The following is a 25,655-nucleotide window of genomic DNA, read 5'->3' as shown; positions in this document are numbered from 1 at the left end:
AGTTAAAACTTATTCCCCCGCAAAAACTCCTCAATACCCATGCGTTTTTTACCTTCCAACTGCACATCGGTAACACTTACGTAGCCGTTTTTGGTGGCAAACCTTAAACGGGTTTTGTTATCGGTAACAAAGGCCCCGGCAGATACGCCAGGTTCGGTTACCTCAAAGGTAGCGTTATAAATTTTCAGCACTTTATCGTTGATGGTAGTGTAGGCGGTAGGCGAGGGACTTAAACCACGGATAAGATTATATACCTTTTCGGCGGGCTGGTTAAAATCTACCAGGCAATCTTCTTTAAATAATTTTGGTGCGTGTTTCAGGGTAACGCCTTCTGTAAAATGGTCCTGCGGGTGCTGGCTGTAACGGCCGCTTTCTATACCTTTTACGGTTTTTACCAGTAGGCCTGCGCCCTTGTTCATCAGCCAGTCGTGCAGGTCTCCGGCGGTTTCGGTGCCTTTAAGGGTTACTTTTTCGGTGAATAGGATATGCCCGGTATCAATATCATGCGTAAGAAAAAACGTGGTTACGCCGCTTTCTTTTTCGCCATTGATGATAGCCCAGTTAATAGGCGCGGCACCCCGGTACTGCGGCAGTAAGGAGGCGTGCAGGTTAATGGTGCCTTTTGAGGGCATATTCCAAACCACTTCGGGCAGCATCCGGAAGGCAACCACTACCTGCAGATCGGCTTTCAGGGCTTCCAGTTCTTTTAAAAAATCGGGGTTCTTTAATTTCTCGGGCTGAAGCACTTTTAAATGATTTGCTACAGCATATTGTTTAACGGCAGATTCGTTTACTTTTTGGCCACGGCCAGCGGGTTTATCGGGGGCGGTAATAACGGCAACAACATCGCAACCGGCGGTTATTAAGGCATCGAGCGACGCAACGGCAAACTGGGGGGTACCCATAAAAATTATTCTCATCTGCTTGTAGATTAAGATTTAGCGTAAAAATAAAAAAGAGCCTAATAGCGTTACGGTGTTCAACCGCGGCTGCTATTTGTACAGCAGGTATTTGCTGCGTGTTGCCTTGAAATTTGATAGGGCAGGCTCCCAGCTTTCTCTTATTTCAGCCTCCGTTTTACCGGCAATAATTTGCTTTTTAAGCGTTTCGCTGCCGGCAAGTTTGTTGAAGTATGCTATAAAAAAGTGTTCCTTATCAGGGTACGCTTTATAAAAATTGATCAGCCACGCTAAGTTAAGCTTTTTCTGTTGCCTTAGGGTGTCGGTATTGTAATCTTTTAAGCTAATTCCATAACAAAGTTGGTCTTTTAAGGGTGGATTATCGCTCATTCCCGGGATACTCACCGGTTTAAACGAAAAACTGTATTTCCCCTTTAGCAGCGGACTGCCCAGCACCTGGAAAGGATCCATAGTCCCCCGGCCCAAACTAATATTGGTACCCTCAAAAAAACAGATGTGCGGGTAAAGCAAAACAGACTGATCAGAATTTAAGTTTGGCGATGGACTAACCGGTAACTTGTATGGTTTATCGTGTGTGTAATAAGCCACCTTAACTATTTTGAGCTTGCATTGTACTTTGTTCTTCAACCAGCCCTCACCGTTTATCATCTGGGCGTATTCGGCAATCGTCATGCCGTGTACTACCGGGATGGGGTGCATTCCAACAAAGGAGCGGAAGGCGGTATCCAGCGTTGGTCCGTCCACAAAATAGCCGTTGGGGTTTGGCCTGTCCAGTATCATTAGTTCGATGTTGTTTTCGGCGCAGGCCTCCATTACGTAATGCAGGGTAGATATATAGGTGTAAAAACGCGTACCAACATCCTGTACGTCAAATATCATCAGGTTGATGCCTTTCAGATCACCGGGTGTTGGTTTGTAGTGTTTGCCGTATAGCGAAATGGCGGGCAAGCCTGTTACAGGGTCTTTGCTGTCGTTAATGGTAGCGCCATCGCTGGCATTACCTCTAAAGCCGTGCTCGGGCCCGAAGATCTTTTTCACCGCGACGCCCAGTTTCAGCAGACTATCAACAACAGGTATTTTTTTTGGGCCGATAACTGATGTTTGGTTTACCAGCATCCCAATATTTTTGCCTTTTAAATAATCGAGGTAAACGGGTACCTGGTCGGCGGCGGGGGTAATCGGTGGCACCATTTTTTTAATGGCCAGTTTATGCTGCCTTTTGGGCGTTTGCGCTAGGTTGTCGCAGGTGAAAAACAGGCAGCAAATAAGGGCGGCGGGTAGCAGTATTTTTATCCTCATCATAAATTTATCAACTTAAAGCAAATTTAAAAGCGGCTTGTTTAACCTTAAAAACGCATATTTGCGAAGGTACAAAAATCATTCAGCATTGAGTTTCGCCCGTTTTATATCAAGCCGCATTACATTAAAGAGTAAGCGTACATTTTCAAAATTAATTGTACGCATAGCTATTATTGGCATTATGCTGGGGCTTGGGGTGATGATACTTTCGGTAGCCGTTATTGAAGGATTTAAACAGGAGATCCGCGAAAAAGTTCGCGGCTTTGCGGGTGATGTGCAGATCGTAAAATCCGACCTTAACAATTCTTACGAAAATTCCTCCTTTATCCCAAATGCCGGTCTCATCCCAAAGCTAAAAGCCAATAAACACGTAACAGCCATAAACCCCTATGCTACCAAGCCGGGAATTATTAAGGCCAACAGCGAAATAGAAGGAGTGGTGATGAAGGGCGTTGATAAAAGTTACGACTGGAAATATATTAAAGAGGCACTGGTAGCCGGCAGCGTGATGGATTTCAGGGACAGCGCCGAAGCCATGAAACAGGTGATGATATCGCAGGTAACTGCCAACCGCCTCAAATTAAAGGTAGGGGACGACCTCATCATCTACTTTATACAAGAGACCCCGCGCAGGCGAAAACTAACCATAAAAGGCATTTTTAGCATCGGTGTGGATGAGGTGGATAAAACCTTTATCATAGGTGATATTAACCTGATAAAGCGCCTTAACGATTGGAACAAAGGTGAAATTGGCGGCTATGAAGTGCGGGTGGCCGATTTTGACGGGATAACCTCAACCGCCAACTGGATCGATAACAAATTACCTATCCTGCTAAAATCGTACACGGTATTTGAGAATTACCCAGCCATATTTGAATGGATGGGCCTGCTGGATGTAAATATTGTAGTAATGCTGGTTTTGATGACCATAGTGGCGGTTATTAATATGATATCGGCCCTGCTGATCATGATACTGGAACGGACGGCCATGATAGGTTTGTTTAAAGCCATAGGGGCACGCAATTGGGTTATACAAAAGGTTTTTCTTTATAACGCAGCGTACCTGATAGGGATAGGGTTGCTGCTGGGCAATTTACTTGGCCTGGGGGTAGGCTACTTTCAGCAAACTACCCACTTTTTTAAACTCGACCAGGCGAGTTATTACATGACGTTCGTACCTATTCAATTCGAGCTGAGCGATGTGATACTGTTAAATATAGGTACGCTTGTGGTATGCCTGCTGGTATTAATTGTGCCGAGTATGCTGGTTAGCCGCATCTCGCCGGTGAAGGCCATAAGGTTTAAATAGGGGAGGGTTTTCTTTTTTCTTGCCTCTTACTTCTTGTTTCTTCTACGGGCGTTCCCTGTAGGCCAGGCTATACACTGCAACTCCTCATTCCGCGCCGCTGATAGAAGCGGCCCTCCATTCCGGCGTTTACGTTGCTATCCTTAACGCAATTTTTAACAGGCGATCTTGTTTCTTGCAACAGGAAGCCGAGCCATCTTGAGCACCATAAAATAAATAACGCGAAAAATCAAAAAATCTGGTACCCCAGCCCTATTCTTATCACCTGGCTATGCGCGTCGTTCGCGCTGCCGCCAATGTAGCCGCCCATGTAATTGGATAATCCGTAGGCGTAACTGGCATTCAGGTTAAGCTTGTTTAAGCTTGCGGCAAGGCCAAACCGTATCCTTATGTCTTTTTTAATGGTTGTGCGGTCAAGGTCGGTGGCGTAAGTTCTGTCGTCGTTTGCGTGGGCCACACCTTTTTCGTGCGTGCTGCTAATAAAGCCAATATCGGCCCCTGCTAAAACATCCAGTTTAACTTTGGTGAATTGTATGCGATGGCCAAAGTATGGGTTAAGGTTGATGATGTTGTTTTTTAAAGCGGTGCTACCGTTAGCGTCCAACGTCATTACATATTGGACGCCGACTGGGTTGCTAAAACTTGCGAATGCCTGGTTGATATGGATTTTGCTTTTCAATTGTTCATATGCGGTCTGCATCCCTACAATAAAACCGCTCTTGCCAACGAGTTGGGCCTGGCCGTTTACACCGTAACCGAAACCGATTTTATTGCCATAAGGATTATTGGTGTATGATGAGGTACCCATGGTAGGAGATACAGTCGAATTCATAAATGAAAAGGAGGCTGTTGATTTGCCGCTGTATTTAAACAAACCCGAATAGGCACCGGCTGTAACTTCCAGCTTTTGGGCAAATAACGCAGTGCAGGCGAACATGCAGATAAGGCTTAGTAGAAGTTTCCTCATTTTTTGGTTGTTTTAAAATTGAACTTAAGGTTAACACCACCCGAGCCAAAATGAATTGACTGGGTACCCAAACCGCCAAGCGGGTATTTTAAAAAAGGCTCTATAACCAGTCTGTTTGTCTTACCAATAGGAAAGCCGGTACCAAAAGAAACATTCAGCGTTTTACCGAAATAAAAGCTGTTAAAGCTTTGCGTTGAGGTTTGATCTTGCGTGGTTACCGTTGAGTTACCCAAACTGTTATTGTGGTAAGCATAACGGTAAGTGTATCGCTCATCTATAAACGTACCCGAACTTAGGCCTGCCGATATATAGGTATCGGTTTTATCGGGATTAAACTCGTATTTAATATTGATGGGTATATCCAGCCCAACCAGGCTCGCGTTGGAGCCCTTTAATTCGGCAACCGACGATACCGTGCTAAAGAAGCCATCGGACTTTGTAGCCGCCGGAAGTGCATCCGCCGCCAATGCCCGGTTTGTAACGCTTACCGGTGGCAGGCCGGCATAGCTAAAAGTGTTTTGCGCCAGCGAGACCCCTGTAGAAAGCTTAATTTTTTTGCCCAGGCGAATATCGGAAGTAAAGCCCGCGCCGGCATTTACCTGGTTAGCGCTGCCTTCGGCGTAGTTAACGTAAGTTGCCGCGTACACGCTAAAATTAACTTTCTTCAATTCCTTATTACCCGCCTTTTGCCGGGCCACCACGCTGGGTTGGGTTTCTTTAAAAAGATCATCAATGGTTTTAGCGGGTTGCTGCGCAATTACGCTATTGGTTTTGGTGCTTGCAACGGCATTGGTTTGGCTGTTATCTGCAACGTTAACGGGGGCATCAATTTTGGCCACCTGCTGCTGGTCGGTTTTAGCAGTTACCGGTTTTTTCACATCAGGCAGGGTGGTTGCATTTACCGGCGCTTGTTTGCTTACCGGCAGGTTACCCGCAATGGCTGTAACGCTTTGATCTTGCTTAGCGATGCCGGCTTTTTGGGTGCCATCCATAGCAACAGGCAGGGTGCCGGCATTGCCCAATGGTGCGTGTTGCTCCCTTAAAGGTTTGTTATTCCCGGCGGTGTACTTATTGGATGCGGCAGGTGCTATAGACCTGCTATCGCTGTTAACCGGCTGCGGTTGTGCCGAAGCGATGTTGTTTGGTGCAGCTTCAGTTTGTTTTACACTATCAACTTCTTCGGCAACGTGGCTTAGCGGTTTGCTGTGGTTTGCGGCCACATTGGTAACGGCATCCGGCTTATAATTAAGCCATAAGCCTACACCTAAAAATAACAATAAAATAGCCGCGGCGCTGCTCCACCAAAGCCAGGCAACTTTGCGTTCCTCTTTCACCAGTAACTTTTTGCGGAGTTCCAGCCACGCTTCATCAGCCGGAGGGAATTCGTAATTATCAAACACCTCCGTGATGCGGCTCTTTAGTTTTTCATCAAACTGCTCATCCATGGCTCTGTGTTTCTGTTGTTAATAGCTGCCTTAACTTATCTTTGGCCCTGCTTAAATAAACCCGTGACGAACTGGCCGGCAGGTTCAAAATTTTGCCTATCTCATCGTGGTTGTAGCCATCTATCTCATACATGTTAAAAATGGTAAGCTGCAGCTGCGGCAAACGCTTCATCAACTTTAAAATATCCTGTGCGTTTAAATTCTCAATAGCGCTGGCGCTGCTGCCAACACCAACCGCGCTATCCAAATCGGTGGTGGCCTGGTGTTTTAATTCTTTACGGCGCCTGTCTATAGCTGTATTAACCACTATGGTACGCAGCCAGGCCCTAAAAGGTTTATCGGTGTTATATGTATCTATATTATTAAACACTTTTATAAAAGCATCATTTACAACTTCTAAGGCATCATCCTGGTTAAGGCTATAGCGCACGCTTATACCCATAGCGTAGCCATAAAACTGCTTATACAGCAATTCCTGGTATTTCAGGCTGCCTGTTTTGCATTTACTTACTATTTCGTCCTCAGTAATGCGGTGGGTTAGATGCATTAAATACTGTTAGTTCTGCTAAGTGTAATTAATTACGCGCGTTTTTGGTAAAACGCTACATGGGTATACAAGTATTTTACAAAAAAAATCCCGTGGAGTGTATTACAATTCCACGGGAACAAAAATAAGAAACCCTGCGGCTTAGTTTACCTTTTTAAGGTCGTACTGCAAGCTAAGCGTATCGGAACTGTTAAGAACCATTTGAAACATACTGCTGCCATCGTAATAAAAGGCGTAGTACCCGTATAAATGTATTTTAGGATCGGGGACAGTTTTGAAGGTTGCATCCTGAAATGCAATCACACTCCCGCCTATACTATAAGTGCCCTTACTGCCGGCATGTAGGGTTGCGGTATCGCCCAATACTTTATAGGCACCGCCCGCGTCCAGCACTAACTGTATAGTAGCTTTAGTTGTGTCAATTTTTGTTGCACCGCTGGCGCGGTGTAACTTACGGAACTGACCGGCGAAAGTACCAACGGGTGTGGGTACCGGCTCGCTTTTTTTATTGGGCGCACAACCAATTGCCATTAATATAGCTATTGCCACTGCTGGCAATAAATAAGTAGATCTTTTTTCCATATTATGTTAAGTTATAAGGGTTACGGGGTTGATACTTAAAACGCTACAAGTCGTGTTATATTTTCACGATTTTTTCGCTTCATTCCAAAATACATCCATCTCAGCCAAATTCATATCCTGCAACTGTTTGCCATGTTCTTTTGCCTTACTTTCCAGGTACTGAAAACGTTTGATGAATTTGCGGTTGGTTTTCTCCAGCGCATCTTCGGGGTTGATGTTGATGAACCGCGCGTAGTTGATGAGCGAGAATAACAGGTCGCCAAACTCCGCTTCCGCTTTTTCCCGGTCTATAGCGGTATCATCGGCCACGTTAAATTCGTCCTTAAACTCCTGTAGCTCTTCTTCTACCTTGGCCCAAACCTGGCCTTTGTTATCCCAGTCAAACCCAACGCCACGGGCTTTCTCCTGTATGCGTGATGCTTTTACCAGGGCAGGTAACGATGCAGGCACCCCTGCAAGTACCGATTTATTCCCCTCTTTTAGTTTGATCTGTTCCCAGTTGCGCTTCACGTCTTCCTCGCTGCTTACTTGGGTGTCACTGTAAATATGGGGATGGCGGTTAATAAGCTTATCGCAAATACTGTTGAGTACGCCGATAATATTAAAATCATCTGTTTCTGATGCGATGCGCGAGTAAAACACCAGGTGCAGCATAATATCGCCCAGCTCTTTCTTGACCTCCTGCATATCCCCGCCCAGTATGGCGTCAGATAGTTCGTAGGTTTCTTCAATGGTGAGATGGCGCAGGCTTTCCATGGTTTGTTTTTTATCCCAGGGGCAGTTAGTGCGCAAATCGTTCATGATAGTAAGCAGGCGGTCAAAAGCGCCTGAAGGCGTTGCAGAAGTAATAGGCGGCGTTAGTGGCATGTGGGCAAAGATAGTTAACAGTTGTGAGTTAGCAGTGGGCAATTTGCTTATCTTCACCGGTTAACGGTGCTTAGTTTGCGGTTGATATTTTGTTTGTTGCAGGTTTGCCAACTGCAACTGCCACCGCTTACTGCAAACTGCTTACCGCCCTCAGCATTTCCCGTTTGCCTGGTGCTCCGGGGGCTTTCTCCACTTTTAAGCCTAATGCTTTGATGGTGCGTTTTAGGTTGCCGGTTATGGCGTAGGTAACAAATACGCCGCCGGGTTTTAAAAAACTGAGCGTATGGTTAATAGCGACCTCGCTCCACATTTCGGGTTGGTTGGCGGCGGCAAAGGCATCAAAATAAATCAGGTCGAATTTTTGGGCGGAATTAAAAGCTTGCAGCGGGCAATGCGCCGTACGTAGCTGAACAAAATCGTTTAGGGATGTTGCCCCCGTAAGCGATTCTGGGTAGCTATCTAAAAAACTCTGCCAGGTGGCACTGGTAACATACTTTTCATAGCCGGTTTGGCTAATTATTTCAGGGCTTAGCGGGTAAGCCTCTATACCGGTATAATCTAATTTGAGTTGTTCGGCGAAACAGAGATCGGCAGTTAGTAAAAAATTAAGCCCGGTACCAAAGCCTACTTCGAGGATGCTCACAGCAATAGGCGTGGCGGGGGTAAGGTTTAAAAAATAAGCTAAGCCCGATTGAAGGAACACGTGCCGGCTCTCTTGCACGGCCCCGTTGCGGGAGTGATAGTTTTCGCCAACCTGCGCGTTGTAAATGGTGTTTGACCCATCGGCAGTGGCAACTATTTGTAAATTATTAGTGGATTGGGTAGCGCTCATGATAGCGCCAAATTTAACAAATATCGGTAATAATGACTTGTTGAGCCAAGCAGCCCGGGTAAAAGAATTGCGTGCAAGCAAGTAGCGCCCGCCACTTTTTTACCCCCTGTTTTAACACTAAGCTACCATAGCCAACAGGCGGTTCAGCTTGTGGCAATACTCCGGTAAAGATACCTGCCCTCTGTCGTAAGCGGCAACTAATTCATCCAGTTGCTTGGCTATATCGCGGCGGCTATCGGCATTCAGTTCGGGTTTAATGGCTTTTAGTTTATGGTTAATAGCTTTCGCTACAAATAGTGGCTGTACATCTCGCGTTTGTGCCAAAATACCGCTCATTTTATTGCGCTGCAGTTTATCGAATTTTAAGATAAGATAAACTATCAGTGTCCCCAATACCAAAAAGAAGGAAAACGTTGTAAATGAGTTAGTAAATATGGCGTTCATGGTGTAGCTTTCTTATGTGCATTATTACGGATTTAGTATACAATAGGTTACGAAAGAAATTAATTTCGGGGAAGTTTTTTGGGGACAGCGAATCACTTAAAAAACAGCTCGGTCTCCTTCAAGCTAAAGCAAGTGCTAATTGCCCGGGTAAACGCCTTTGTAGAAAAACATAATTTGCTTAGTTAAATACCATATAAACGCGATACTTCGCGTCTTTTTTACTTCTTTTCACGCCTGCGGTTTTGTTTAACAGTTATTGAAGTTAAACCCGGGTGCAGGTTTGCAGTCATACCCAAAAACAATACTGCGCCTTTTGTCTTTATTAGGAGGTAGCCAGTTTATAACCAAATAATGTCTACAAATAATTCAAAAACGCAGGGATTATACCCAAAAACAATCGTATATCTTTGCGCCATGTTTTTTAAGCCGCTTACAAGGGCCGCGTTGCTTTCTTGTACTATATTTTTTTTGGCCGGGGCTTGCCTGGCGTTTGCCCAGTCGCCAGTTAAAACCGGAGATTCTACGGGAGCGTTCCGTTTCAGAACAATCGTTATCGATCCGGGGCACGGCGGTAAAGATCCAGGAGCCCATGGTGCCTATTCCAACGAAAAGACGGTAGCGCTAAGCATCGGCAAAAAACTGCGCGACGCCCTTAACGATCAGCTCCCGAATATCAATGTGATCATGACGCGCAGCACCGATAAATTCATTGAGTTGCACAACCGCGCCGAAATTGCCAACGATAGTAAAGCCAACTTGTTTATATCTATTCATTGCAACTCCACGCCGCAGCGTGTGGGTACCCGCCGTGGCGCCATGCTGTTGTTATATGGTTTCCACCGCAAGCAGGAGCAGTTAGAGGCTCTGCGCGAGAACGCGTCTATTTACCAGGAGAAAGATTACCAGAAAAGATATAACGGTTACGGTGAGGATGCGGCGATGAACGCCATTGTGCTGGCCGCGTTTCAACAACGCTACCGCAAACAAAGCGTGCAGTTTGGCGAGTTACTGAATACCGAGTTCACCGAAACCGACGGCAGGGCCAGCGTAGGGGTAAAAGAACAGGGCGTACTGGTATTACAGCAAAGTGGAATGCCCGGACTGCTGATAGAAACCGGTTTCATCAATAACCCCGACGACGAACGCTACCTCAACTCCGACGAAGGCCAGAACGAAATAGTGCAATCCGTTATTCGCGCTATTAAAAAGTATAAAGCGGGTATTGGCAGCTAATCGAAGATTTTACCGAATGACTTAAAAGGCAAGTAATTGGAGCCCGAAGAACAGAACGAGACCCCATAAAACCGGCATCAGGAACGTTCGGGTGGCACAAACTCTGAACAATCACGAACTTTCAAAGAACGTAACGTGGCCGGCACTTTTCTTTGGTTCGTTTCTTTTGGTTTCGAAAGAACGGCGAAGCCCTCTTGAGCGCCTTAAAACAAATGCCCGCGAAAAAATGAACATCCACAAGCTTAACGTTAATCACTGCCTCACCTTTCACAGCACTAAATAACATACACCCACCTAACTAGCACTAAAGAGCAAACTTTCAATATTTTCCGCTAACTTTAAATGCCAAACATCAAACCATTTATAGTTATGAAAACAAGTACCCAAATTTCACGTCGTAGTTTTATTCAAAAAGGATCTATAGCCACCGGCGCTTTATTGCTCGGCAACGCTATATCCGCCCTGGCCAAAGGGAAAAAGATGGGCGTTGCGCTCGTTGGCCTCGGTTATTACAGCAGCGGACAGCTTGCCCCGGCGCTGCTGCATACCAATAACTGTTACCTGGCCGGTTTAGTAACCGGTACGCCGCAAAAGGCGGTAGACTGGGCCAAAAAGTACAACATTCCTCAAAAGAACATATATAACTACCAAAATTTTGATGAGATAGCCAACAACCCGGATATCGACATTGTGTACATTGTGCTGCCGGTAAGTATGCACAAGGAATTTACCATCCGCGCGGCAAAGGCGGGCAAGCATGTACTGTGCGAAAAACCGATGGCGCTCAACGCTGCCGAATGCCGCGATATGATAGCCGCCTGCAGAAAGGCAAATCGTTTGTTATCTATAGGCTACCGCCTGCACTTTGAACCGCATACGCAGGAAGTAATGCGCCTTGGGCAAAAAAAGGTTATGGGGAAAGTCACCACTATTGAAACCGGCAACGGCTTCACTTACGGAGGTGACCCTAACGCATGGCGATTGAAAAAAGCGATGGCCGGCGGTGGCGGATTAATGGATATGGGCATTTACGCCATACAAGGCTCACGCTATACGCTGGGCGAGGAGCCTGTAGCCGTGAAAGCTACACAAGAGAAAACCCGCCCCGATTTTTTTAAAGAAGTAGATGAAACCGTTTTTTGGGAACTGAAGTTCCCCGGCGGGGCTAAGGTGACGGGCAAAAGCAGCTACAACAACAATTGGGGCTACCTGCACGTAACTACCGAAAATGGCAACTTTGAACTGGATCCGGCATTTGGCTACGGCGGCCTCGACGGCAAAATAAATGGCAACCCCATGAAGATCCCTAACATTATTCAGCAAGCCGCCCAAATGGACGATTTTGCTACCTGCGTTGCCCTCAACAAGCAAAGCCGCGTACCCGGCGAAGAGGGGCTGAAAGATATGAGAGTAGTAGATGCCATTTACCGAAGTTTGGATAGCGGGAAATGGGAGAATATATAACCGGAGCTACGCCGAATTTAGATGGGATTTCACCTGCCAAGGCAGTGGCCTTGTACTATTCCACTCCTTTGGACGGATTTAAGTACGGTTAACATAACTTAACACAATTTCAATAATTTATATCTAAATATATGATATTCAATAACTTAAAAATAATCAGGGTTAACATATTTTTCATTATAATATTGTCACCATAAATCTTAAAACTTTTATTATAAACCCGTATAGAAATTAAATAAATACTGCGTTCTGATGGGCTATTGCTCTTGAAAGGGAGGATGGGTGTGTTAACCTATATCATTAAGTAAAATACATCATGCAAACCTCAGATATCACCGATCCGATCTTCCTCCAGGCTGTTGAAGCTATAGACGGCGGCGACACGGTTTTGCTCCAAAAACTAATTACTGATAACCCGCGCTTAATTACAGACAAACTTTCAACCACCGAAGAGGGTTATTTTAAAGACCCGTATCTGCTTTGGTTTGTTGCCGATAACCCCATCAGGCATGAAAAGCTGCCTGCCAATATTGTAGCCATCATAAATTTACTGGTAACCGAAATAAAGGCCAAAGCGCCGGGTATCGCGCAGCAACAGCTGGATTATACTCTCGGGCTGGTAGCTACAGGGCGCATCCCGCGCGAAAGCGACATGCAGATAGCTATGATGGACGCCCTGATAAACGCCGGCGCACAACCGGGCGGCGGCATTGGTGCCCTGGCTCATGGTAATACCGAAGCGGCCAATTATTTGATAGAGCGGGGCGGCAAATTAACATTGGGCGTTGCCATTGGTCTGCACCGGATGGATGATGTTGACCGCCTTTTGCAAACCGCCACAGCCGACGAAAAACTGGCAGCGCTAACCGCCGCGGCTTTTTATGGCATGGCAGATATGGTGAAATTTTTATTGGAGCAAGGCGTTGGCCCTAACGGCTATCCCAGCCCTAACAGCGGCTTCCATTCGCACGCTATGCCATTGCACCAGGCGGTATGGTCCGGCTCGATGGAAACCGTAAAACTGCTGGTAAAGGCCGGTGCCCGGCTGGATGTTGCCGACAAAATTTACGGCGGTACCCCGCTCGGCTGGGCTGAGTATGCGCCATCAGAGGTTGGGAGCGAGGATGCTTTACAGAGCTTTACCGAGATAGCTGCTTATCTGAAAGCAAGTAGCAATAACTAATCGTCAATCTCTAACCCCTAATCCCTATATTTAGGCATCTAATGCGTAAACTTTATATGCGTGTAAAAAAACTCATTATGCTGATGGTATTGCCGCAGCTTTTAACCCTGTTGGGTTGTAAACCCAAAACCATGTATGGCAATAACCCCGAAGCTGGCCGCTATTACCAAATAAACGGCATAAAAATGTATGTGGAAGAATACGGCAGCGGCAAGCCCCTGCTGATGATCCACGGCAATGGGGGCGATATGAGTGCGTTTGCCGAGAACGTGCCTTACTTTGCCAAAAAATACCGTGTAATACTGGCTGATAGCCGTGCGCAGGGCAAAACTGTTGATGCCAGCGATTCGCTGAGCTTTGAGCAAATGGCCGATGACTTTGCTGTACTGCTGGATACGCTTAAAGTGCCCAAGGCATACGTAATTGGCTGGAGCGACGGCGGTATAAACGCCCTGCTGATGGCCATGCGCCACCCGGATAAGGTGATTAAACTGGCGTCAACCGGTGCTAATATATGGCCCGACAGTACCGCGCTTGACCCGCAGGGATGGAAACAAAGCGAAAAGTATTACAACCAGAATAAAAACCGGGCATGGAAAACTCCCAAGGCTAAAAACGACTGGAAGATATTTATGCTCGATTGGACCCAACCGAATATTAAGTTATCCCAACTACAGCAAATAAAATGTCCGGCACTCATCATCGCAGGCGATCACGATGTGATAGTTGATAAGCACACCCGCCTCATTCAAAGTAACATACCAGGGTCGCAATTGTGGATAGTGCACAACTCGGGGCATGGTACTTTGATAGAGCATGCCAGGAAATTCAACAAAAAGGTAGACGAATTTTTCGAAAAATAGGGGGCTTTGTCACCCTTGTTTCACAAATTAAATGTTTAAACATTTAATTTGATCTATTCTCAATCCTTTATATATCTTTGATTCGGAAAAAGTATTAAAATACAAATTAAAACAAAATGAAAAAAACCTTATTATTAGCCGCTGCCGCATTATTAATGCAAACAGCTGTTTTTGCGCAAACCACCTGGAAGAATGATAAAGCACATTCGCACGTAACTTTCACCATCACCCACTTAGCGGTATCTGATGTTGACGGTACTTTTAAAGATTTTGATGCAACAATCGTGGCTGCAAAGCCCGATTTTAGCGATGCTAAAGTTTCTTTCGTAGCACAAACCGCATCTGTAAACACAGAGAACGATCGCCGCGACGGTCACCTGAAAAGCGAAGATTTTTTCGACGTTGCTAAATACCCAACCCTTAGCTTTGTAAGCACAAGTATTGCTCCTGCAGGTACAGGCAAATACAAATTAACTGGTAACTTAACACTGCATGGTGTTACTAAACCGGTTGTTTTTGATATGGTACACCGCGGTACTATCACCAACCCAATGAGCAAAGCGCCAGCAGCAGGTTTCAAAGTTACCGGTACTATCAAACGTTCTGATTTCGGTTTCGGCAGCAAATATGGTTCGCCAATGCTGAGCGACGAAGTTGAACTAAGCGCAAGCGGCGAATTTGGCCAGGCTAAGTAATAGACTTAAATTTATATATATAAAGCGCCCCTGGAATAAACCAGGGGCGCTTTATTAGTTTATAACTTTTAGATTTCTCTATGTTAAATACGGTTAAAGGTCATGGTTTTACCAATGAATTTAAAGTGCCAATAGCCTTTTACCTTTAGTGCGCCATCCTTATTTATATAGGCTGAAGAATTCCAGTGTTTGCCGTTTTGGGCGTCGTAAATCATACCATCCTCCCAGGAGTTGCTGTCACGGTCGTAAACCAGTTTTTCCAAAACATTCATGCCTAATAATTTGCGGCTGCGCAAAGTAGGGTCGGGGTTGTGCTTATCTGTCCAGCTTTCCATTGCCTTATTGCCTTCGCCATTATTAAACCAAATGATTTTAGCTTTAAACTCGCGGTTTTCCTTATACACCTGCACCACTAAATTTTTTTCCTGGTTTCGCCATTTGCCGCAGATCTGCTCGTCGGCAGCAAGTGTAGCAACCGGTGCTTTGCCGCTGTTAGCGGTGATTAGCAGCAGGCTAAAAAAGCTTAGTAAAAACGAATTACTCATAAAAAATAGTTGGCCAAGATATATGCTGTTGCCGGTGCAAAAAAAATGCCAAAGAAAGGTGCGGCGGATGCGGTTCGAAATTAAGCATTTTACAGCGTTGTTTTAATAAGTTATCCGTAGAAACGCTGCCGGGTGATACTGTTTGTTGAACAATAGTGCCGTTAATTGTACACACCTGAAAAATTTCGGTCGGTATATTTTGCTGGGTTATTTCGCGACCTTAATGTGCCATCGCAAACGTTGTAGTATAAAAACCAACCCAATTCAAACCGCCTACCCAACTTTCTTTTATATTTGAGATGTAAACCAATACATCTCCTTTTAATGAAAAAACCACTGCTGCTGCTACTGCTGCCATTGTTGTCATTATCCGCGTCGGCCCAACAAAAAAACATATACCATAAAGGCTGGGTAGATTTTAACAAGAACGGCAAAATGGACGTTTTTGAAGATCCCTCGCAAACCATCGAAAAAAGGGTGAACGATCTGCTGAGCCAGATGAACATTGATGAAAAAACCTGCCAGATGGCTACCCTTTACGGCTATAAACGCGTATTGAAGGATGAAATGCCCGTGCCCCGATGGAAAACAGAGATCTGGAAAGACGGTATTGCCAATATAGATGAAGAGCTTAATAACCTCACTTCCACTACAGACGACGCGCCTACCCAATATTCGTTCCCTTTTAGCAAACACGCGTCGGCTATTAATACCGTTCAAAAATGGTTTGTAGAAGAAACCCGTATGGGCATCCCTGTCGATTTTACTAACGAAGGTATCCATGGTTTAAACCATGATCGTGCTACACCGTTGCCTGCGCCCATATCTATCGGCGCCACCTGGAACAAACAATTGGTCCGCCGCGCGGGTCAAACCGTTGGCCGCGAAGCAAAAGCTTTGGGCTACACCAACGTATACGCACCGATATTAGATCCCGCGCGCGATCAGCGCTGGGGCCGTGTTGTGGAATGTTACGGCGAAAGTCCTTTCCATATAGCCGAGATGGGCAAGCAAATGGTATTAGGGATCCAGGAAGAAGGGGTGGCATCTACCCTGAAACACTATGCCGTATACAGCATCCCCAAAGGCGGCCGCGATGGCAGCGCCCGTACCGATCCGCATGTGGCACCGCGCGAAATGCACCAGGTATACCTGTATCCGTTTCGCCGGGTGATACAGGAAGCGCACCCCATGGGTGTGATGAGCAGCTATAACGATTATGATGGCGTACCCATCACCGGCAGTTATTACTTTTTAACCCAGCTGCTGCGCCAGCAATTTGGTTTTGATGGCTACGTGGTATCTGATAGCGAAGCGGTGGAGTTTTTGTACTCAAAGCATAAAGTAGCGGCAGATTACAAAGAAGCCGTAAGGCAGGCGGTAGAAGCGGGGCTGAACGTGCGCACCAACTTTACCATGCCGCAAACTTTTATATTGCCCCTGCGCGAACTGATCAAAGAGAACAAGATCTCGATGAAGGTGATAGATAGCCGTGTGGCAGATGTGTTGCGGGTGAAATTTCGCCTTGGGCTGTTTAATGATCCTTACGTAAAAGACCCTAAAGCTGCCGATAAATTGGTGCATACCGAGGCCGACGCGCAAATGAGCCTGCAAATGAACCGCGAGAGCATGGTGCTGCTGAAAAATGAAGGCAACCTGCTGCCGCTGGATAAAAGCAAGCTGAAGAATATTTTGGTTACCGGCCCGCTGGCGGTGGAATCTAATTACACCATTAGCCGTTACGGTCCATCGCATAACCCTATCATCAATGTTTATGATGGCATAAAGAAATATGTGGGCAGCAGCGCCAATGTAACTTATGTAAAAGGCTGCAATATTATTGATGCTACCTGGCCGGAGAGCGAGATCATAGAAACGCCATTGACCGGCGCCGAACAGGCCGGTATCGATTCGGCAGTTGCACAGGCTCGTTTGTCTGACGTTGTAATTGCCGTAGTTGGCGAAGATGTGCGCAGGGTGGGCGAGAGCCTCTCCCGCACCGGGTTGAACCTGCCCGGCCGTCAGTTAAAACTAATCCAGGCATTGCAGGCAACAGGCAAGCCGGTAGTTATGGTGATGATAAACGGGCAGCCGCTTACCATTAACTGGGAAAATAAGTATGTGCCTGCCATTTTAGAGGCCTGGTTCCCCAGCGTGCAAAGCGGGCAGGTAATTGCAGAAACGCTTTTTGGCGATAACAACCCCGGCGGTAAACTGGCCATAACCTTTCCAAAAACAACGGGACAGATAGAGTTTAACTTCCCTTTTAAACCCAACTCGCAGGCCGGGCAGGGCGGGCAAAACAGCTGGGGCAAAACCAGTGTTAACGGCGCGCTTTATCCTTTCGGTTATGGCTTAAGCTATACCAAATTCGAGTACAGCAACCTAACGGTATCGCCTGAGAAAGGTAACTCACAGGGCGATGTTACCGTAACGGTAGACGTAACCAACACCGGTGCCCGTAAAGGTGATGATGTGGTGCAGCTATACCTGAAGGATAACATCAGCAGCGTAACCACTTACGAGTTTGATCTGCGTGGCTTTGAGCGCATTGCCCTGGCACCAAGGGAAAAGAAAACCGTACAATTCACCCTCCACCCGGATGACCTCGCCCTGCTGGACAAAAACATGAACTGGACCGTAGAGCCGGGAACGTTCACGGTAATGATAGGCGCATCATCGGAAGATATTAAGTTGAAGAAGGAATTTGTGGTGGAGTAAGGGGAAGATGTTGAGGTAATATATTTATTACTTTTATTTGTTTTAAGTAATAAATATATTACCTTTGATTATTAACCCTAATTATATAGCATCTTTATAATAATGAAAACAAAAATCAAAGAAACGAATGAAAAGCTCAGAGCTTTTAAGGATTCTCCATCGGGATGGATGGGTAAACAAGCGGCAAAAAGGTAGTCATATAACTATGACTCACCCTACTAAACAAGGCGTAATTGTAGTAACTGACCATGGAAGCGCAGAAGTTGGTAAAGGTCTTGCGAACAGTATCTTAAAACAGGCAGGGTTGAAATAAATGTACTGTTTCTTTATTCTTATATTTTTTATCATCACAAAAGTTTGAAAAGATGAAAAAAATTAATCTTATAGTCGAAAAGACTTCAACCGGGTTCTCTGCTTATGCAGAGAACTATCCGGTTTATACTGTTGGTGCCTCAATGACAGAATTGAAATCAAATATTCTGGAGGCGATGAATTTATACCAGGAAGAAACCGGGGGGGAGCCGGTCAAAGAAAGCGATATTAATATCACGCTTGACCTCCCTCAATTCTTCGAATATTTTAAAGTTATCAATGCCAAAGCATTGTCTGAACGGGTTGGCATGAATCAAAGTCTGCTGGCACAATATGTTGGCGGGCAAAAAAAGCCATCAAGTAAACAGGTGGAGAAAATTCTACTTGGGATCAGGGAGCTTGGCAAAGAACTTTCTGAACTTCAATTGGGATAGGCAATTCACCACAAAAACATTTCGCCCCCAATTCCCTTATACAAGCATGAATAACCACTTGATACTGGAAGATAACTGGACGGGTGCCGAAGGTTCCAACGCCGAGGGGATACCCGTAATGGTGCGTTACCGCCAAAACCTCCGCGGCTTTATCGACAGCGGCTATTACCCCACAAAAATAGAGATCCACTGGAAATATGACACCGACGAAGCATCGGAAATGCCTGCGTCCGGCGAAGCGGATATAATAGATAATTTTGAAACAGCGTTGATCTACGCTCTCGAAGGCGACAGGCAAAGCATCCTGACATCCGTAATAACCGGCCAGGGCGAAAAACGCTGGGCCTGGTACACTTCCAATGCCGACAGTGCGCAGGAACGCATTGATACCGTCCTGCTCGATTTTGAGCAGCTCCCCATCACCATCACCAAAACAGAAGACCCTAACTGGGATGATTATTTTGCTTTTATTGCCGATTTCGGCGGCGCGGCGTAGTTAAGTCAAAAGGTAGAAGTCAAAAGTAAAAATGGCTACGGTGTTTACGGTGGGGTGATTATATTTGACGGAACCGGTTACAATCTGTGAAATCATATCGTAATCGGAGTAATCAACCAATAATCCATGTAATCAAAAAATAATGGAAACTATCACTACCCGCGAGGCCACTTTGGCTGATATGGATGCGTTGCTGCAGTTTGAGCAGGGTGTTATAGAGGCCGAGCGTCCTTTCGACCCTACCATCAAACCTCATCCCACTAAATATTACGATATTGACCTCATGGTCACCGCTCCACACATTTACCTGGTGGTAGCCGAACTGGATGGCCAGCTCATAGGCAGCGGCTACGCCCGGATCCAAACCTCCAAGCCTTTTTTAAATCACCCGCAACACTGCTACCTGGGCTTTATGTACGTATTGCCGCAGCATAGGGGCAAAGGCGTAAATAATTTAATAATGCAGGCATTAAAAGAGTGGGCTATCGGCAAGGGCATAACCGAATTGCAGCTGGAGGTTTATTACGATAACGCCCCGGCTGTAAAAGCTTACGAAAAAACCGGCTTCAGTAAAAATATGATCCAGATGCGCATGGGGCTTTAAATACTGCTATTGTAAATTTACCGCGCATCAACTTAGTAACCGGCTGATATGTAATATCTTTACACTACAGCACTAATTTGAACCTCACATGAACTTCGCAAAATTTGCTTTTACCGATGGTATTAAAGCCCTGCAGCAACAATATGGCAGCCGCGACTCCTACGCCCGCATGGAAAACCGCGACGATACGGACGGACTAACAGAAGCGGAGGCCGATTTTATTGAAGGCCGCGACAGCTTTTACATGGCCAGCATCGGCGAAAACGGCTACCCCTATATACAGCACCGTGGCGGCCCGGCGGGTTTTATCAAGGTGATAAATGCTGATACGCTTGGTGTAGTTGATTTTAAGGGTAATAAACAATACATTTTTATAGGGAACGTGCTTGGTCACCACCAGGTTTCCCTGTTCCTGATGGAGTACCCGCATAAAACCCGTTTAAAAATATACGCCGATGCCCACATTGTAGAGTTAGCTGATGAGCCGGCGCTGTTTAAATTATTAGATCCTGCCGATTATAAGCACACGCCCGAACGCATGATACTGTTTGATGTAAAGGCCTTCGACTGGAATTGCCCCCAGCACATTACACCCCGTTATACCGAAGACGAAATAAAACGCGCCTTTGCTCCGCAAAACGAATACGTGTTGAAACTGGAGTATGAACTGGAGAAACTAAAAAAACAACTGGCCGGCAAATAAGCGGTTATTGTTTAACGAAAAACTGCGTACGGATGTAATGCACCCGGTAGTTTTTACCATTTATACTGTAACCTGAATTAGTAATAATAGTTCCTTTCAGCTGCAGATCGGGGCCGCTCAGGGCCAGGATCTCGTAATCCGTAGGATTTATCCCAACTATCTGGGTGCTGATGTAGTTGTGCCCGTTCTCGCTGTGCAGGCTGTAGGTATGCACCAGTGTTGTGTTATACTGGGTGTCAAAGGAAGTTACCGAGCCTGCGCCGTCAAAAGTAAGGTCGGTTTCTAAGCCGTGGAGGTAGCTTACCCGGGTAAGCTCAATATCTGTGGCGTTATCAAATACCACATCTGTAGTTAAGTTAGATTTCCAGGAGCCTTTTAAGCTGGCATCGGTGCTCGGCGCCGCGTTTTCTTTTTTGCAGGAAAACAGGATGCCCGATAGGATAATTACAAGAAAGATCTTCTTCATCGGGCTGCGTTTTGGCCTTAATTGGTAAAGTAAATATACCATTATTTAATTAGGCGCTGTACTTATTAAAAATAGCCGTGCTAAATGGCTATGTTATCAACGATGATGTTGTACTTTGCCGCATTATTTTTAATTTTATCGAATTATAAACCCCTATTAAATAAAACCCGAACATTTATACTGAATGGAAATAAAAAGTAATGGCGTTAAAAGCGGCTGGTTAAAAAATATGATCATTAAACGCTTGTATTTTGATAATGCAATGTCGTGCGCCGGGTTAAGCCTGCTTTTTGATAAAAGCATCCCCTCTATAACAAAGGCAATAAACGAACTGATAAAAGAAGGCTTTGTGGTGGAAGAAGGGTATGCGCCCTCCAGTGGTGGCCGCCGCCCGCTGATGTATAACATCAACGCGAAGGCCATGTATATTTTAGCTGTGGCGATGGATCAGCTTTCGGCACGCCTGCAACTGATAGACCTGCAAAATAACCCGGTGGCCGAAATGGCTACCGTTGATATAAAACTGCTTAACAATGAAGAAGCGCTGCCAACGCTCATCAACAGCCTTAACGATTATATAGCCGAGAGCGGCATCCCAAAAAATAAGATCGCGGGTATCGGCATTGGTATGCCTGGTTTTATCAATGCGGTAGAAGGGATCAACTACACCTACCTGGATGCCGGAGGGCAATCGTTGAGCGATTATATTTCACAAAAAACCGGCGTTGCCACTTACATAGATAACGATAGCAGCTTAATTGCGCTTGCGGAGCAAAAATTTGGCATTGCCAAAACGCAACAGGAAGTAATGGTGATAAACCTGGGCTGGGGTATCGGCCTCGGGATGATCATTGATGGTAAGATCTTCCGTGGGTATAACGGTTTCGCGGGTGAGTTGAGTCATATCCCATTATCAGACGATGGCGCACTTTGCACCTGCGGTAAACGCGGCTGCCTGGAGGCGGAAGCCAGTATGCTGGTAGTAGCCGAAAAAGCCGAGGAGGGGATTAAAAACGGCCGGGTAACCAGCCTGAAAACCACGCAGGGCAACTTTAAACTAATGGGCGATGCCCTGATGGATGCTGCTAACCAGGGCGACCAGTTTGCGCTGGAACTATTATCTGACGCGGGTTACAAAATTGGTAAAGCGCTGGCCATTCTTATCCATATCATGAACCCGGCAAACATCGTGTTGAGCGGCCGCGGAGCAAAGGTTGGTAAAATATTACTGGCACCTATTCAACAGGCACTGCACAAATATTGCATTCCGCGCCTGGCATCCGGCACCGAATTGCTCATATCTTCCTTAGGATTTGATGCTGAACTGATTGGCGCTGCGGTATTGGTGATGGAGAATTTTGATAAGGAAGTAAAGGGGAAATAGTGAGTAGTGAGTAGTGAAAGTTGCTTTATTAAACCGTTACACTATCTCCGGGTTCGTATATCTCTATAAATTCGATGCCCGATTTTGCGAAGTGTTTGGCGTAATTCTGAAAGCGCGACTTTACGAAGAATGGCTTTGCGAAACCATCGTGTACGGGCAGTATCCGTTTTGGTTTTACTTTATCGCCAAAACCGGCAATCCGCAGTTCGTTGGCAAAGGGGGCCATGGTTACCAGTAGTAAAAGTTCTATGCCTTCGTATTCGGTAAGTTTGTTTTCCATCGAATCTACCGGGTGCAGTACCTTATCGTTAATAATAAAGCCTGTCATTTGCGGTATCGGGCTGTCCAATAAAGGCTCGTGTACCACGGGGATGGCCTTTAGTTTAAAAGGACCTATTTTGTAAATGCCCTCTTCTATCAGGTTATAATTTAAACCCGATTTTTGGATAGTGGTACCCACCTCCATATTAGCGTATACCGGGGCATTGCTTAACGCTACTATTTTCTTTAGTTTTTCAATATCTAAATGGTCCGGGTGAGTGTGCGTGATAATGATGCTGTTAACATCCGCAAACATTTCTGGCGTTACAATCCCCTCCGCAAAAGTGAAGTTCCCCGGGTCGAACAATAATTTGTGCCCGTCCAGTTCAAATAACAGGCAGGAGTGGATGTATTTTGATATTTTCATAGCAGCGTTAGTAAATTTACCCAATAAACCTGTCTACATAAAAAGGTTTGTAGTTAAAGTATCACCTTTAATTCCTCAAAGTTGTTTATGGTGGCAACTTGTCCGCTTTCTACCACACCAAACCCATAGGACGCGAAGATGAACGGCACGCCGGCTTTAGTTGCAGCATCGTAATCGCCCATGGTGTCACCTACGTAAACTGGTGCCTGCAGTTCGTTATCGTTCACAATATCGCGGATGTTATCTGCCTTAGGATTGCCATTAGTGCCAAAGCATTGGTGCGCCAAAAAGTGGCTGTGCATGTTACTGAGATCTAAAAACAGTTCGATATAGCCGTTTTGGCAGTTGCTTACAATGTACAGTTTGTATTTTTTCCCAAGCTCAATCAGCGTTTCTTCAAGCTTAGGGTATAGGGTACCACCTTGTTTGTGCAGTATTTCCAGTTCGCTAAGTGAGCAAAGTCTTTGCACTTCTGCACGCTGGTCTGTACTTAAAAACGGGAACAGTTTTTCAAATATCGCATCGTAGGTCATACCGGTGATCGAGCGTACACGTTCGCGGCTCATCACCTCATGGCTCATGTACGGCGCTTTGTCCAGCGCGGTTTGCCAGGCGCCAGTGATGGTATCGGTACTATCCCAGAGAGTGCCGTCGAGGTCGAAGATGATGCTGTCGTATTTATCTTTTAGTGTGCTGTCCATTTTTGCAGTTTGTTCGGCAAAAATAGAAGTTTATTTTTATGGAGCAGCTCCTTATGCCCATTAATATATAGGGAATTGGCTTAAAGTAAATAACGCAGTTAAGGCGGGTACGGCCAGGATAAAAAACACGTGTGCCATTTGTACGGTATCTGCATCGCCTTTAACTAATACACGGTAAAGGTCGTTTTTTATGGTTGTTAGGGTAGTTTTCATGGTAGTAGCAATTAATATTCTTATTGTTGTGTTCTGTTATTTCGACAAGAAATGGGAGGTAAGGTTTAATGGAAATGTGTTATTTCTATGCTCCAATATGTCACCTTGATGAGCAGCGGGAGGAAAGAGAGACCTTCTATATCATGTTTGCTACTTCAAAGGGTGGACTATTTGACTCACCCCGAATGCGCTGCGCTGCTCGACCCTCCCTACCTGCGGTAAAGGGGGTGAAGAGAAAATAAAGAAAAAAATACCCGTCTTTGCGTAGCAGAGAGGGGTAGAGAGAGAGTAAAATCACCAAGCGGAAGATACTCCCATTTTAACTTTTTTTTGGCTGATAAACTTTTATAGATTAGGTTTGAGAGAAGTTAAAATCCCTGCGAATATTTATGAGTGCTGAACTGATACTGGAAACCATATCCATAACCAAGAACTTTTTTGGCGATAAATCTACAGGGGTAAACAACATCACTATTTTTATACCTAAAGGGAAAATCACCGCCATTGTTGGCGAAAGCGGCAGCGGTAAAACAACCCTGCTTAAATTGCTCAGCGGTACCATGAAACCCGATTCGGGCGACGTATTCTTTCACTCGCAGGTGCTAAAACAACGAAGCGAGGGTTTTGCCCCCGAACACGCCGCCATTGCCATAGTAACGCAGGATAACCGCGATATGGATATGGGCGAATCTGTTTGGTATAATGTAAGTGCGGGCTTACCCACCGGGGATATTAACTACCAGGTGCAAAAGACTACGCAGGCACTCAATCTATTAGGTATTTACGGACTAAAAGAACAATCGTTCGGTAAACTGAGCGGCGGCGAAAAACAACGTGTTACCATCGCCAAGGCCCTGATAAACCGCCCCGAAGTATTGATGCTGGATGAACCCTTTAACCAGGTAGATGCCAATTATCGCGAGGCACTGCAGCACGACATCCGCCAGATTGTAAAAGAGTGGGGCGTAACCGTGATATTGGTTTCGCACGATCCGGCGGAGTTGTTATCCATGGCCGATGAACTTATTGTGATCAAAGAAGGTGAGATAGTAGAGCATGGTACCCCAGAAAAGCTTTACCACTCGCCAAAACTATTATATACGGCCAAAATATTAGTCGCCTGCAGCGAACTTACTGCTGCTGAGGCTGCGGTTTGCGGCATCAAATCTAAACGCGGTACCGTAGTTATCTATGCCGAGAACATTAGCATAGGCGGTATCGGCGCAGCCAAAAAATGGACGGTAAAGCAAGTGCTGTTTAAAGGATTTTTTGAGGAATTGGTTATCGAGCGCGATGAGGTATCGCTCCGTGTGCGTAATTATAATAGGGCCAAGTACAAGGTTGGCAGTAAAGTAGGCATCAAAGTAGATAAGTACTACGAATTTGGCAAATGGCTCTCCTAGAGCAGATAGAGTCAAGAGACAATACATCAGGATAAGAATAAGCCCTCTAATTGTATCAATCCGAAATCTCACATGCGAATTCCGAAATCGCCCTATATCTTAATTATCCTACCGTCTTTCTTGGGTTTTGAGGTGTGATTCTCCGGTTTGGGGATATTGCGAACAATAGTAACCAGCGCGCTGCCGATAACTGCCATAGCCTTCAAGCCGAAGCTTAAAAATGGTTTCATTACTTCAAGGGCATTATGGTCGTTACTGCGTGCTGCCGGGGCTTTTGCGGTACCTATTTTTTTCTTTTCCATAAAGTAGTAAGGCGAAAAATGGAGTTTTGTTTGAGG

Annotated in this window: 29 protein-coding genes; 14 read left to right on the top strand and 15 right to left on the bottom strand. The window is 45.6% G+C overall.

Going from position 1 to position 25,655, the window contains the following annotated elements:
* Positions 1-2: 2 nt before the first annotated feature.
* Both fmt and EPL05_RS13650 read right to left on the bottom strand, forming a co-directional pair.
* A complete protein-coding gene (gene fmt, locus EPL05_RS13655; RefSeq protein ID WP_208394748.1) occupies positions 3-920 on the bottom strand; it encodes a methionyl-tRNA formyltransferase in 918 nt (305 codons plus the stop codon).
* Between the two features lie 72 nt (positions 921-992).
* Positions 993-2,222, bottom strand: coding sequence for an exo-beta-N-acetylmuramidase NamZ family protein (locus EPL05_RS13650; RefSeq protein WP_128534526.1), 1,230 nt, complete (start codon positions 2,220-2,222; stop codon positions 993-995).
* Positions 2,223-2,307: 85 nt separating this feature from the next.
* On the opposite strand from EPL05_RS13650, the gene EPL05_RS13645 reads away from it, so the two are divergent.
* Complete coding sequence (locus EPL05_RS13645; protein WP_128534525.1) at positions 2,308-3,528, top strand: ABC transporter permease; 1,221 nt, start codon at positions 2,308-2,310, stop codon at positions 3,526-3,528.
* Between the two features lie 226 nt (positions 3,529-3,754).
* On the opposite strand, the gene EPL05_RS13640 is transcribed toward EPL05_RS13645, so the two are convergent.
* The 7 genes from EPL05_RS13640 to EPL05_RS13610 all read right to left on the bottom strand — a co-directional run bounded on the left by EPL05_RS13640 (position 3,755) and on the right by EPL05_RS13610 (position 9,209).
* The gene (locus tag EPL05_RS13640) at positions 3,755-4,492 is read right to left on the bottom strand and encodes an outer membrane beta-barrel protein (protein WP_128534524.1); all 738 of its coding nucleotides are present in this window, start codon (positions 4,490-4,492) and stop codon (positions 3,755-3,757) included.
* Positions 4,489-5,937, bottom strand: coding sequence for a hypothetical protein (locus EPL05_RS13635; RefSeq protein WP_128534523.1), 1,449 nt, complete (start codon positions 5,935-5,937; stop codon positions 4,489-4,491). Before EPL05_RS13635 ends, EPL05_RS13640 begins: the two co-directional genes overlap by 4 nt.
* Positions 5,930-6,484 carry an RNA polymerase sigma factor gene (locus EPL05_RS13630; RefSeq protein ID WP_128534522.1) on the bottom strand — a complete coding sequence of 185 codons (555 nt, stop codon included), beginning with the start codon at positions 6,482-6,484 and terminating at the stop codon, positions 5,930-5,932. The genes EPL05_RS13635 and EPL05_RS13630 overlap by 8 nt, the downstream gene beginning before the upstream one ends.
* Before the next feature lie 141 nt (positions 6,485-6,625).
* The gene (locus EPL05_RS13625) at positions 6,626-7,066 is read right to left on the bottom strand and encodes a hypothetical protein (protein ID WP_128534521.1); all 441 of its coding nucleotides are present in this window, start codon (positions 7,064-7,066) and stop codon (positions 6,626-6,628) included.
* A 63-nt stretch (positions 7,067-7,129) separates the two neighbouring features.
* Positions 7,130-7,933 (bottom strand): nucleoside triphosphate pyrophosphohydrolase, encoded by an 804-nt coding sequence (mazG, locus tag EPL05_RS13620; protein WP_128534520.1) that lies wholly within the window; start codon positions 7,931-7,933, stop codon positions 7,130-7,132.
* A 127-nt stretch (positions 7,934-8,060) separates the two neighbouring features.
* Entirely contained in the window at positions 8,061-8,765 is a 705-nt protein-coding gene (mnmD, locus tag EPL05_RS13615; RefSeq protein WP_128534519.1) for a tRNA (5-methylaminomethyl-2-thiouridine)(34)-methyltransferase MnmD, read from the bottom strand.
* A 117-nt stretch (positions 8,766-8,882) separates the two neighbouring features.
* On the bottom strand, positions 8,883-9,209 hold the full coding sequence (locus EPL05_RS13610) for a hypothetical protein (protein WP_128534518.1): 327 nt from the start codon (positions 9,207-9,209) through the stop codon (positions 8,883-8,885).
* 351 nt (positions 9,210-9,560) lie between these two features.
* Between EPL05_RS13610 and EPL05_RS13605 the strand changes: the two genes are divergently transcribed.
* The 5 genes from EPL05_RS13605 (at position 9,561) to EPL05_RS13585 (ending at position 14,647) form a co-directional block, all read left to right on the top strand.
* Entirely contained in the window at positions 9,561-10,442 is an 882-nt protein-coding gene (locus tag EPL05_RS13605; RefSeq protein ID WP_128534517.1) for an N-acetylmuramoyl-L-alanine amidase family protein, read from the top strand.
* Between the two features lie 369 nt (positions 10,443-10,811).
* A complete protein-coding gene (locus EPL05_RS13600; protein WP_128534516.1) occupies positions 10,812-11,906 on the top strand; it encodes a Gfo/Idh/MocA family protein in 1,095 nt (364 codons plus the stop codon).
* Positions 11,907-12,222: 316 nt separating this feature from the next.
* The gene (locus EPL05_RS13595) at positions 12,223-13,089 is read left to right on the top strand and encodes an ankyrin repeat domain-containing protein (RefSeq protein WP_128534515.1); all 867 of its coding nucleotides are present in this window, start codon (positions 12,223-12,225) and stop codon (positions 13,087-13,089) included.
* A gap of 41 nt (positions 13,090-13,130) precedes the next feature.
* Complete coding sequence (locus EPL05_RS13590) at positions 13,131-13,952, top strand: alpha/beta fold hydrolase (protein WP_208394747.1); 822 nt, start codon at positions 13,131-13,133, stop codon at positions 13,950-13,952.
* Between the two features lie 116 nt (positions 13,953-14,068).
* A complete protein-coding gene (locus tag EPL05_RS13585) occupies positions 14,069-14,647 on the top strand; it encodes a YceI family protein (protein ID WP_128534514.1) in 579 nt (192 codons plus the stop codon).
* Between the two features lie 83 nt (positions 14,648-14,730).
* On the opposite strand, the gene EPL05_RS13580 is transcribed toward EPL05_RS13585, so the two are convergent.
* Positions 14,731-15,192 (bottom strand): DUF2147 domain-containing protein, encoded by a 462-nt coding sequence (locus EPL05_RS13580; RefSeq protein WP_128534513.1) that lies wholly within the window; start codon positions 15,190-15,192, stop codon positions 14,731-14,733.
* A gap of 324 nt (positions 15,193-15,516) precedes the next feature.
* Here EPL05_RS13580 and EPL05_RS13575 point away from each other — a divergent pair, with 324 nt between their 5' ends.
* The 6 genes from EPL05_RS13575 (at position 15,517) to EPL05_RS13550 (ending at position 20,462) form a co-directional block, all read left to right on the top strand.
* A complete protein-coding gene (locus tag EPL05_RS13575) occupies positions 15,517-17,913 on the top strand; it encodes a glycoside hydrolase family 3 N-terminal domain-containing protein (protein WP_128534512.1) in 2,397 nt (798 codons plus the stop codon).
* 127 nt (positions 17,914-18,040) lie between these two features.
* Entirely contained in the window at positions 18,041-18,226 is a 186-nt protein-coding gene (locus EPL05_RS13570) for a type II toxin-antitoxin system HicA family toxin (RefSeq protein ID WP_128534511.1), read from the top strand.
* 52 nt (positions 18,227-18,278) lie between these two features.
* On the top strand, positions 18,279-18,659 hold the full coding sequence (locus EPL05_RS13565) for a helix-turn-helix domain-containing protein (RefSeq protein WP_128534510.1): 381 nt from the start codon (positions 18,279-18,281) through the stop codon (positions 18,657-18,659).
* Between the two features lie 46 nt (positions 18,660-18,705).
* On the top strand, positions 18,706-19,155 hold the full coding sequence (locus tag EPL05_RS13560; protein WP_166727701.1) for a DUF695 domain-containing protein: 450 nt from the start codon (positions 18,706-18,708) through the stop codon (positions 19,153-19,155).
* Between the two features lie 142 nt (positions 19,156-19,297).
* The gene (locus EPL05_RS13555) at positions 19,298-19,759 is read left to right on the top strand and encodes a GNAT family N-acetyltransferase (RefSeq protein ID WP_128534508.1); all 462 of its coding nucleotides are present in this window, start codon (positions 19,298-19,300) and stop codon (positions 19,757-19,759) included.
* 88 nt (positions 19,760-19,847) lie between these two features.
* Complete coding sequence (locus EPL05_RS13550) at positions 19,848-20,462, top strand: pyridoxamine 5'-phosphate oxidase family protein (protein ID WP_128534507.1); 615 nt, start codon at positions 19,848-19,850, stop codon at positions 20,460-20,462.
* Positions 20,463-20,466: 4 nt separating this feature from the next.
* Here the strand turns inward: EPL05_RS13550 and EPL05_RS13545 are convergent, their stop codons facing one another.
* On the bottom strand, positions 20,467-20,928 hold the full coding sequence (locus EPL05_RS13545) for a hypothetical protein (protein WP_128534506.1): 462 nt from the start codon (positions 20,926-20,928) through the stop codon (positions 20,467-20,469).
* Positions 20,929-21,112: 184 nt separating this feature from the next.
* Between EPL05_RS13545 and EPL05_RS13540 the strand changes: the two genes are divergently transcribed.
* The gene (locus tag EPL05_RS13540) at positions 21,113-22,312 is read left to right on the top strand and encodes an ROK family protein (RefSeq protein ID WP_128534505.1); all 1,200 of its coding nucleotides are present in this window, start codon (positions 21,113-21,115) and stop codon (positions 22,310-22,312) included.
* Positions 22,313-22,340: 28 nt separating this feature from the next.
* Here the strand turns inward: EPL05_RS13540 and EPL05_RS13535 are convergent, their stop codons facing one another.
* The 3 genes from EPL05_RS13535 to EPL05_RS23985 are packed head-to-tail and all read right to left on the bottom strand — an operon-like array spanning position 22,341 to position 23,914.
* The gene (locus EPL05_RS13535; protein ID WP_128534504.1) at positions 22,341-23,000 is read right to left on the bottom strand and encodes an MBL fold metallo-hydrolase; all 660 of its coding nucleotides are present in this window, start codon (positions 22,998-23,000) and stop codon (positions 22,341-22,343) included.
* A 53-nt stretch (positions 23,001-23,053) separates the two neighbouring features.
* Positions 23,054-23,701 carry an HAD family hydrolase gene (locus tag EPL05_RS13530; protein ID WP_128534503.1) on the bottom strand — a complete coding sequence of 216 codons (648 nt, stop codon included), beginning with the start codon at positions 23,699-23,701 and terminating at the stop codon, positions 23,054-23,056.
* A gap of 60 nt (positions 23,702-23,761) precedes the next feature.
* Positions 23,762-23,914, bottom strand: a complete 153-nt coding sequence (locus EPL05_RS23985; protein ID WP_166727700.1) for a hypothetical protein — start codon at positions 23,912-23,914, stop codon at positions 23,762-23,764.
* Positions 23,915-24,303: 389 nt separating this feature from the next.
* Between EPL05_RS23985 and EPL05_RS13525 the strand changes: the two genes are divergently transcribed.
* Positions 24,304-25,317 (top strand): ABC transporter ATP-binding protein, encoded by a 1,014-nt coding sequence (locus tag EPL05_RS13525; RefSeq protein WP_128534502.1) that lies wholly within the window; start codon positions 24,304-24,306, stop codon positions 25,315-25,317.
* Positions 25,318-25,409: 92 nt separating this feature from the next.
* On the opposite strand, the gene EPL05_RS13520 is transcribed toward EPL05_RS13525, so the two are convergent.
* Positions 25,410-25,619: a hypothetical protein gene (locus tag EPL05_RS13520; protein WP_128534501.1), complete on the bottom strand. Its 210-nt coding sequence runs from the start codon at positions 25,617-25,619 to the stop codon at positions 25,410-25,412.
* Between the last annotated feature and the right edge of the window lie 36 nt (positions 25,620-25,655).

Origin of the sequence: Mucilaginibacter gilvus, from assembly GCF_004054195.1 — a bacterium.
Lineage (GTDB): Bacteria > Bacteroidota > Bacteroidia > Sphingobacteriales > Sphingobacteriaceae > Mucilaginibacter > Mucilaginibacter gilvus.
The sequence above is the reverse complement of the archived record's forward strand: the minus strand, read 5'-3'. Positions and strand labels throughout refer to the sequence as shown.

Bases quoted from the DNA above. Each gene is read 5' to 3' on its own strand.
- EPL05_RS13630 (WP_128534522.1), bottom strand. From the start codon at position 6,484: ATGCATCTAACCCACCGCATTACTGAGGACGAAATAGTAAGTAAATGC.
- EPL05_RS23985 (WP_166727700.1), bottom strand. From the start codon at position 23,914: ATGAAAACTACCCTAACAACCATAAAAAACGACCTTTACCGTGTATTA.
- EPL05_RS13625 (WP_128534521.1), bottom strand. From the start codon at position 7,066: ATGGAAAAAAGATCTACTTATTTATTGCCAGCAGTGGCAATAGCTATA.
- EPL05_RS13545 (WP_128534506.1), bottom strand. From the start codon at position 20,928: ATGAAGAAGATCTTTCTTGTAATTATCCTATCGGGCATCCTGTTTTCC.
- EPL05_RS13560 (WP_166727701.1), top strand. From the start codon at position 18,706: ATGAATAACCACTTGATACTGGAAGATAACTGGACGGGTGCCGAAGGT.
- EPL05_RS13525 (WP_128534502.1), top strand. From the start codon at position 24,304: ATGAGTGCTGAACTGATACTGGAAACCATATCCATAACCAAGAACTTT.
- EPL05_RS13565 (WP_128534510.1), top strand. From the start codon at position 18,279: ATGAAAAAAATTAATCTTATAGTCGAAAAGACTTCAACCGGGTTCTCT.
- EPL05_RS13605 (WP_128534517.1), top strand. From the start codon at position 9,561: ATGTCTACAAATAATTCAAAAACGCAGGGATTATACCCAAAAACAATC.
- EPL05_RS13550 (WP_128534507.1), top strand. From the start codon at position 19,848: ATGAACTTCGCAAAATTTGCTTTTACCGATGGTATTAAAGCCCTGCAG.
- EPL05_RS13555 (WP_128534508.1), top strand. From the start codon at position 19,298: ATGGAAACTATCACTACCCGCGAGGCCACTTTGGCTGATATGGATGCG.
- EPL05_RS13650 (WP_128534526.1), bottom strand. From the start codon at position 2,222: ATGATGAGGATAAAAATACTGCTACCCGCCGCCCTTATTTGCTGCCTG.
- EPL05_RS13640 (WP_128534524.1), bottom strand. From the start codon at position 4,492: ATGAGGAAACTTCTACTAAGCCTTATCTGCATGTTCGCCTGCACTGCG.
- EPL05_RS13520 (WP_128534501.1), bottom strand. From the start codon at position 25,619: ATGGAAAAGAAAAAAATAGGTACCGCAAAAGCCCCGGCAGCACGCAGT.
- EPL05_RS13635 (WP_128534523.1), bottom strand. From the start codon at position 5,937: ATGGATGAGCAGTTTGATGAAAAACTAAAGAGCCGCATCACGGAGGTG.
- EPL05_RS13535 (WP_128534504.1), bottom strand. From the start codon at position 23,000: ATGAAAATATCAAAATACATCCACTCCTGCCTGTTATTTGAACTGGAC.
- EPL05_RS13575 (WP_128534512.1), top strand. From the start codon at position 15,517: ATGAAAAAACCACTGCTGCTGCTACTGCTGCCATTGTTGTCATTATCC.
- EPL05_RS13595 (WP_128534515.1), top strand. From the start codon at position 12,223: ATGCAAACCTCAGATATCACCGATCCGATCTTCCTCCAGGCTGTTGAA.
- EPL05_RS13590 (WP_208394747.1), top strand. From the start codon at position 13,131: ATGCGTAAACTTTATATGCGTGTAAAAAAACTCATTATGCTGATGGTA.
- EPL05_RS13585 (WP_128534514.1), top strand. From the start codon at position 14,069: ATGAAAAAAACCTTATTATTAGCCGCTGCCGCATTATTAATGCAAACA.
- EPL05_RS13570 (WP_128534511.1), top strand. From the start codon at position 18,041: ATGAAAAGCTCAGAGCTTTTAAGGATTCTCCATCGGGATGGATGGGTA.
- EPL05_RS13600 (WP_128534516.1), top strand. From the start codon at position 10,812: ATGAAAACAAGTACCCAAATTTCACGTCGTAGTTTTATTCAAAAAGGA.
- fmt (WP_208394748.1), bottom strand. From the start codon at position 920: ATGAGAATAATTTTTATGGGTACCCCCCAGTTTGCCGTTGCGTCGCTC.
- EPL05_RS13610 (WP_128534518.1), bottom strand. From the start codon at position 9,209: ATGAACGCCATATTTACTAACTCATTTACAACGTTTTCCTTCTTTTTG.
- EPL05_RS13540 (WP_128534505.1), top strand. From the start codon at position 21,113: ATGGAAATAAAAAGTAATGGCGTTAAAAGCGGCTGGTTAAAAAATATG.
- EPL05_RS13530 (WP_128534503.1), bottom strand. From the start codon at position 23,701: ATGGACAGCACACTAAAAGATAAATACGACAGCATCATCTTCGACCTC.
- mazG (WP_128534520.1), bottom strand. From the start codon at position 7,933: ATGCCACTAACGCCGCCTATTACTTCTGCAACGCCTTCAGGCGCTTTT.
- mnmD (WP_128534519.1), bottom strand. From the start codon at position 8,765: ATGAGCGCTACCCAATCCACTAATAATTTACAAATAGTTGCCACTGCC.
- EPL05_RS13580 (WP_128534513.1), bottom strand. From the start codon at position 15,192: ATGAGTAATTCGTTTTTACTAAGCTTTTTTAGCCTGCTGCTAATCACC.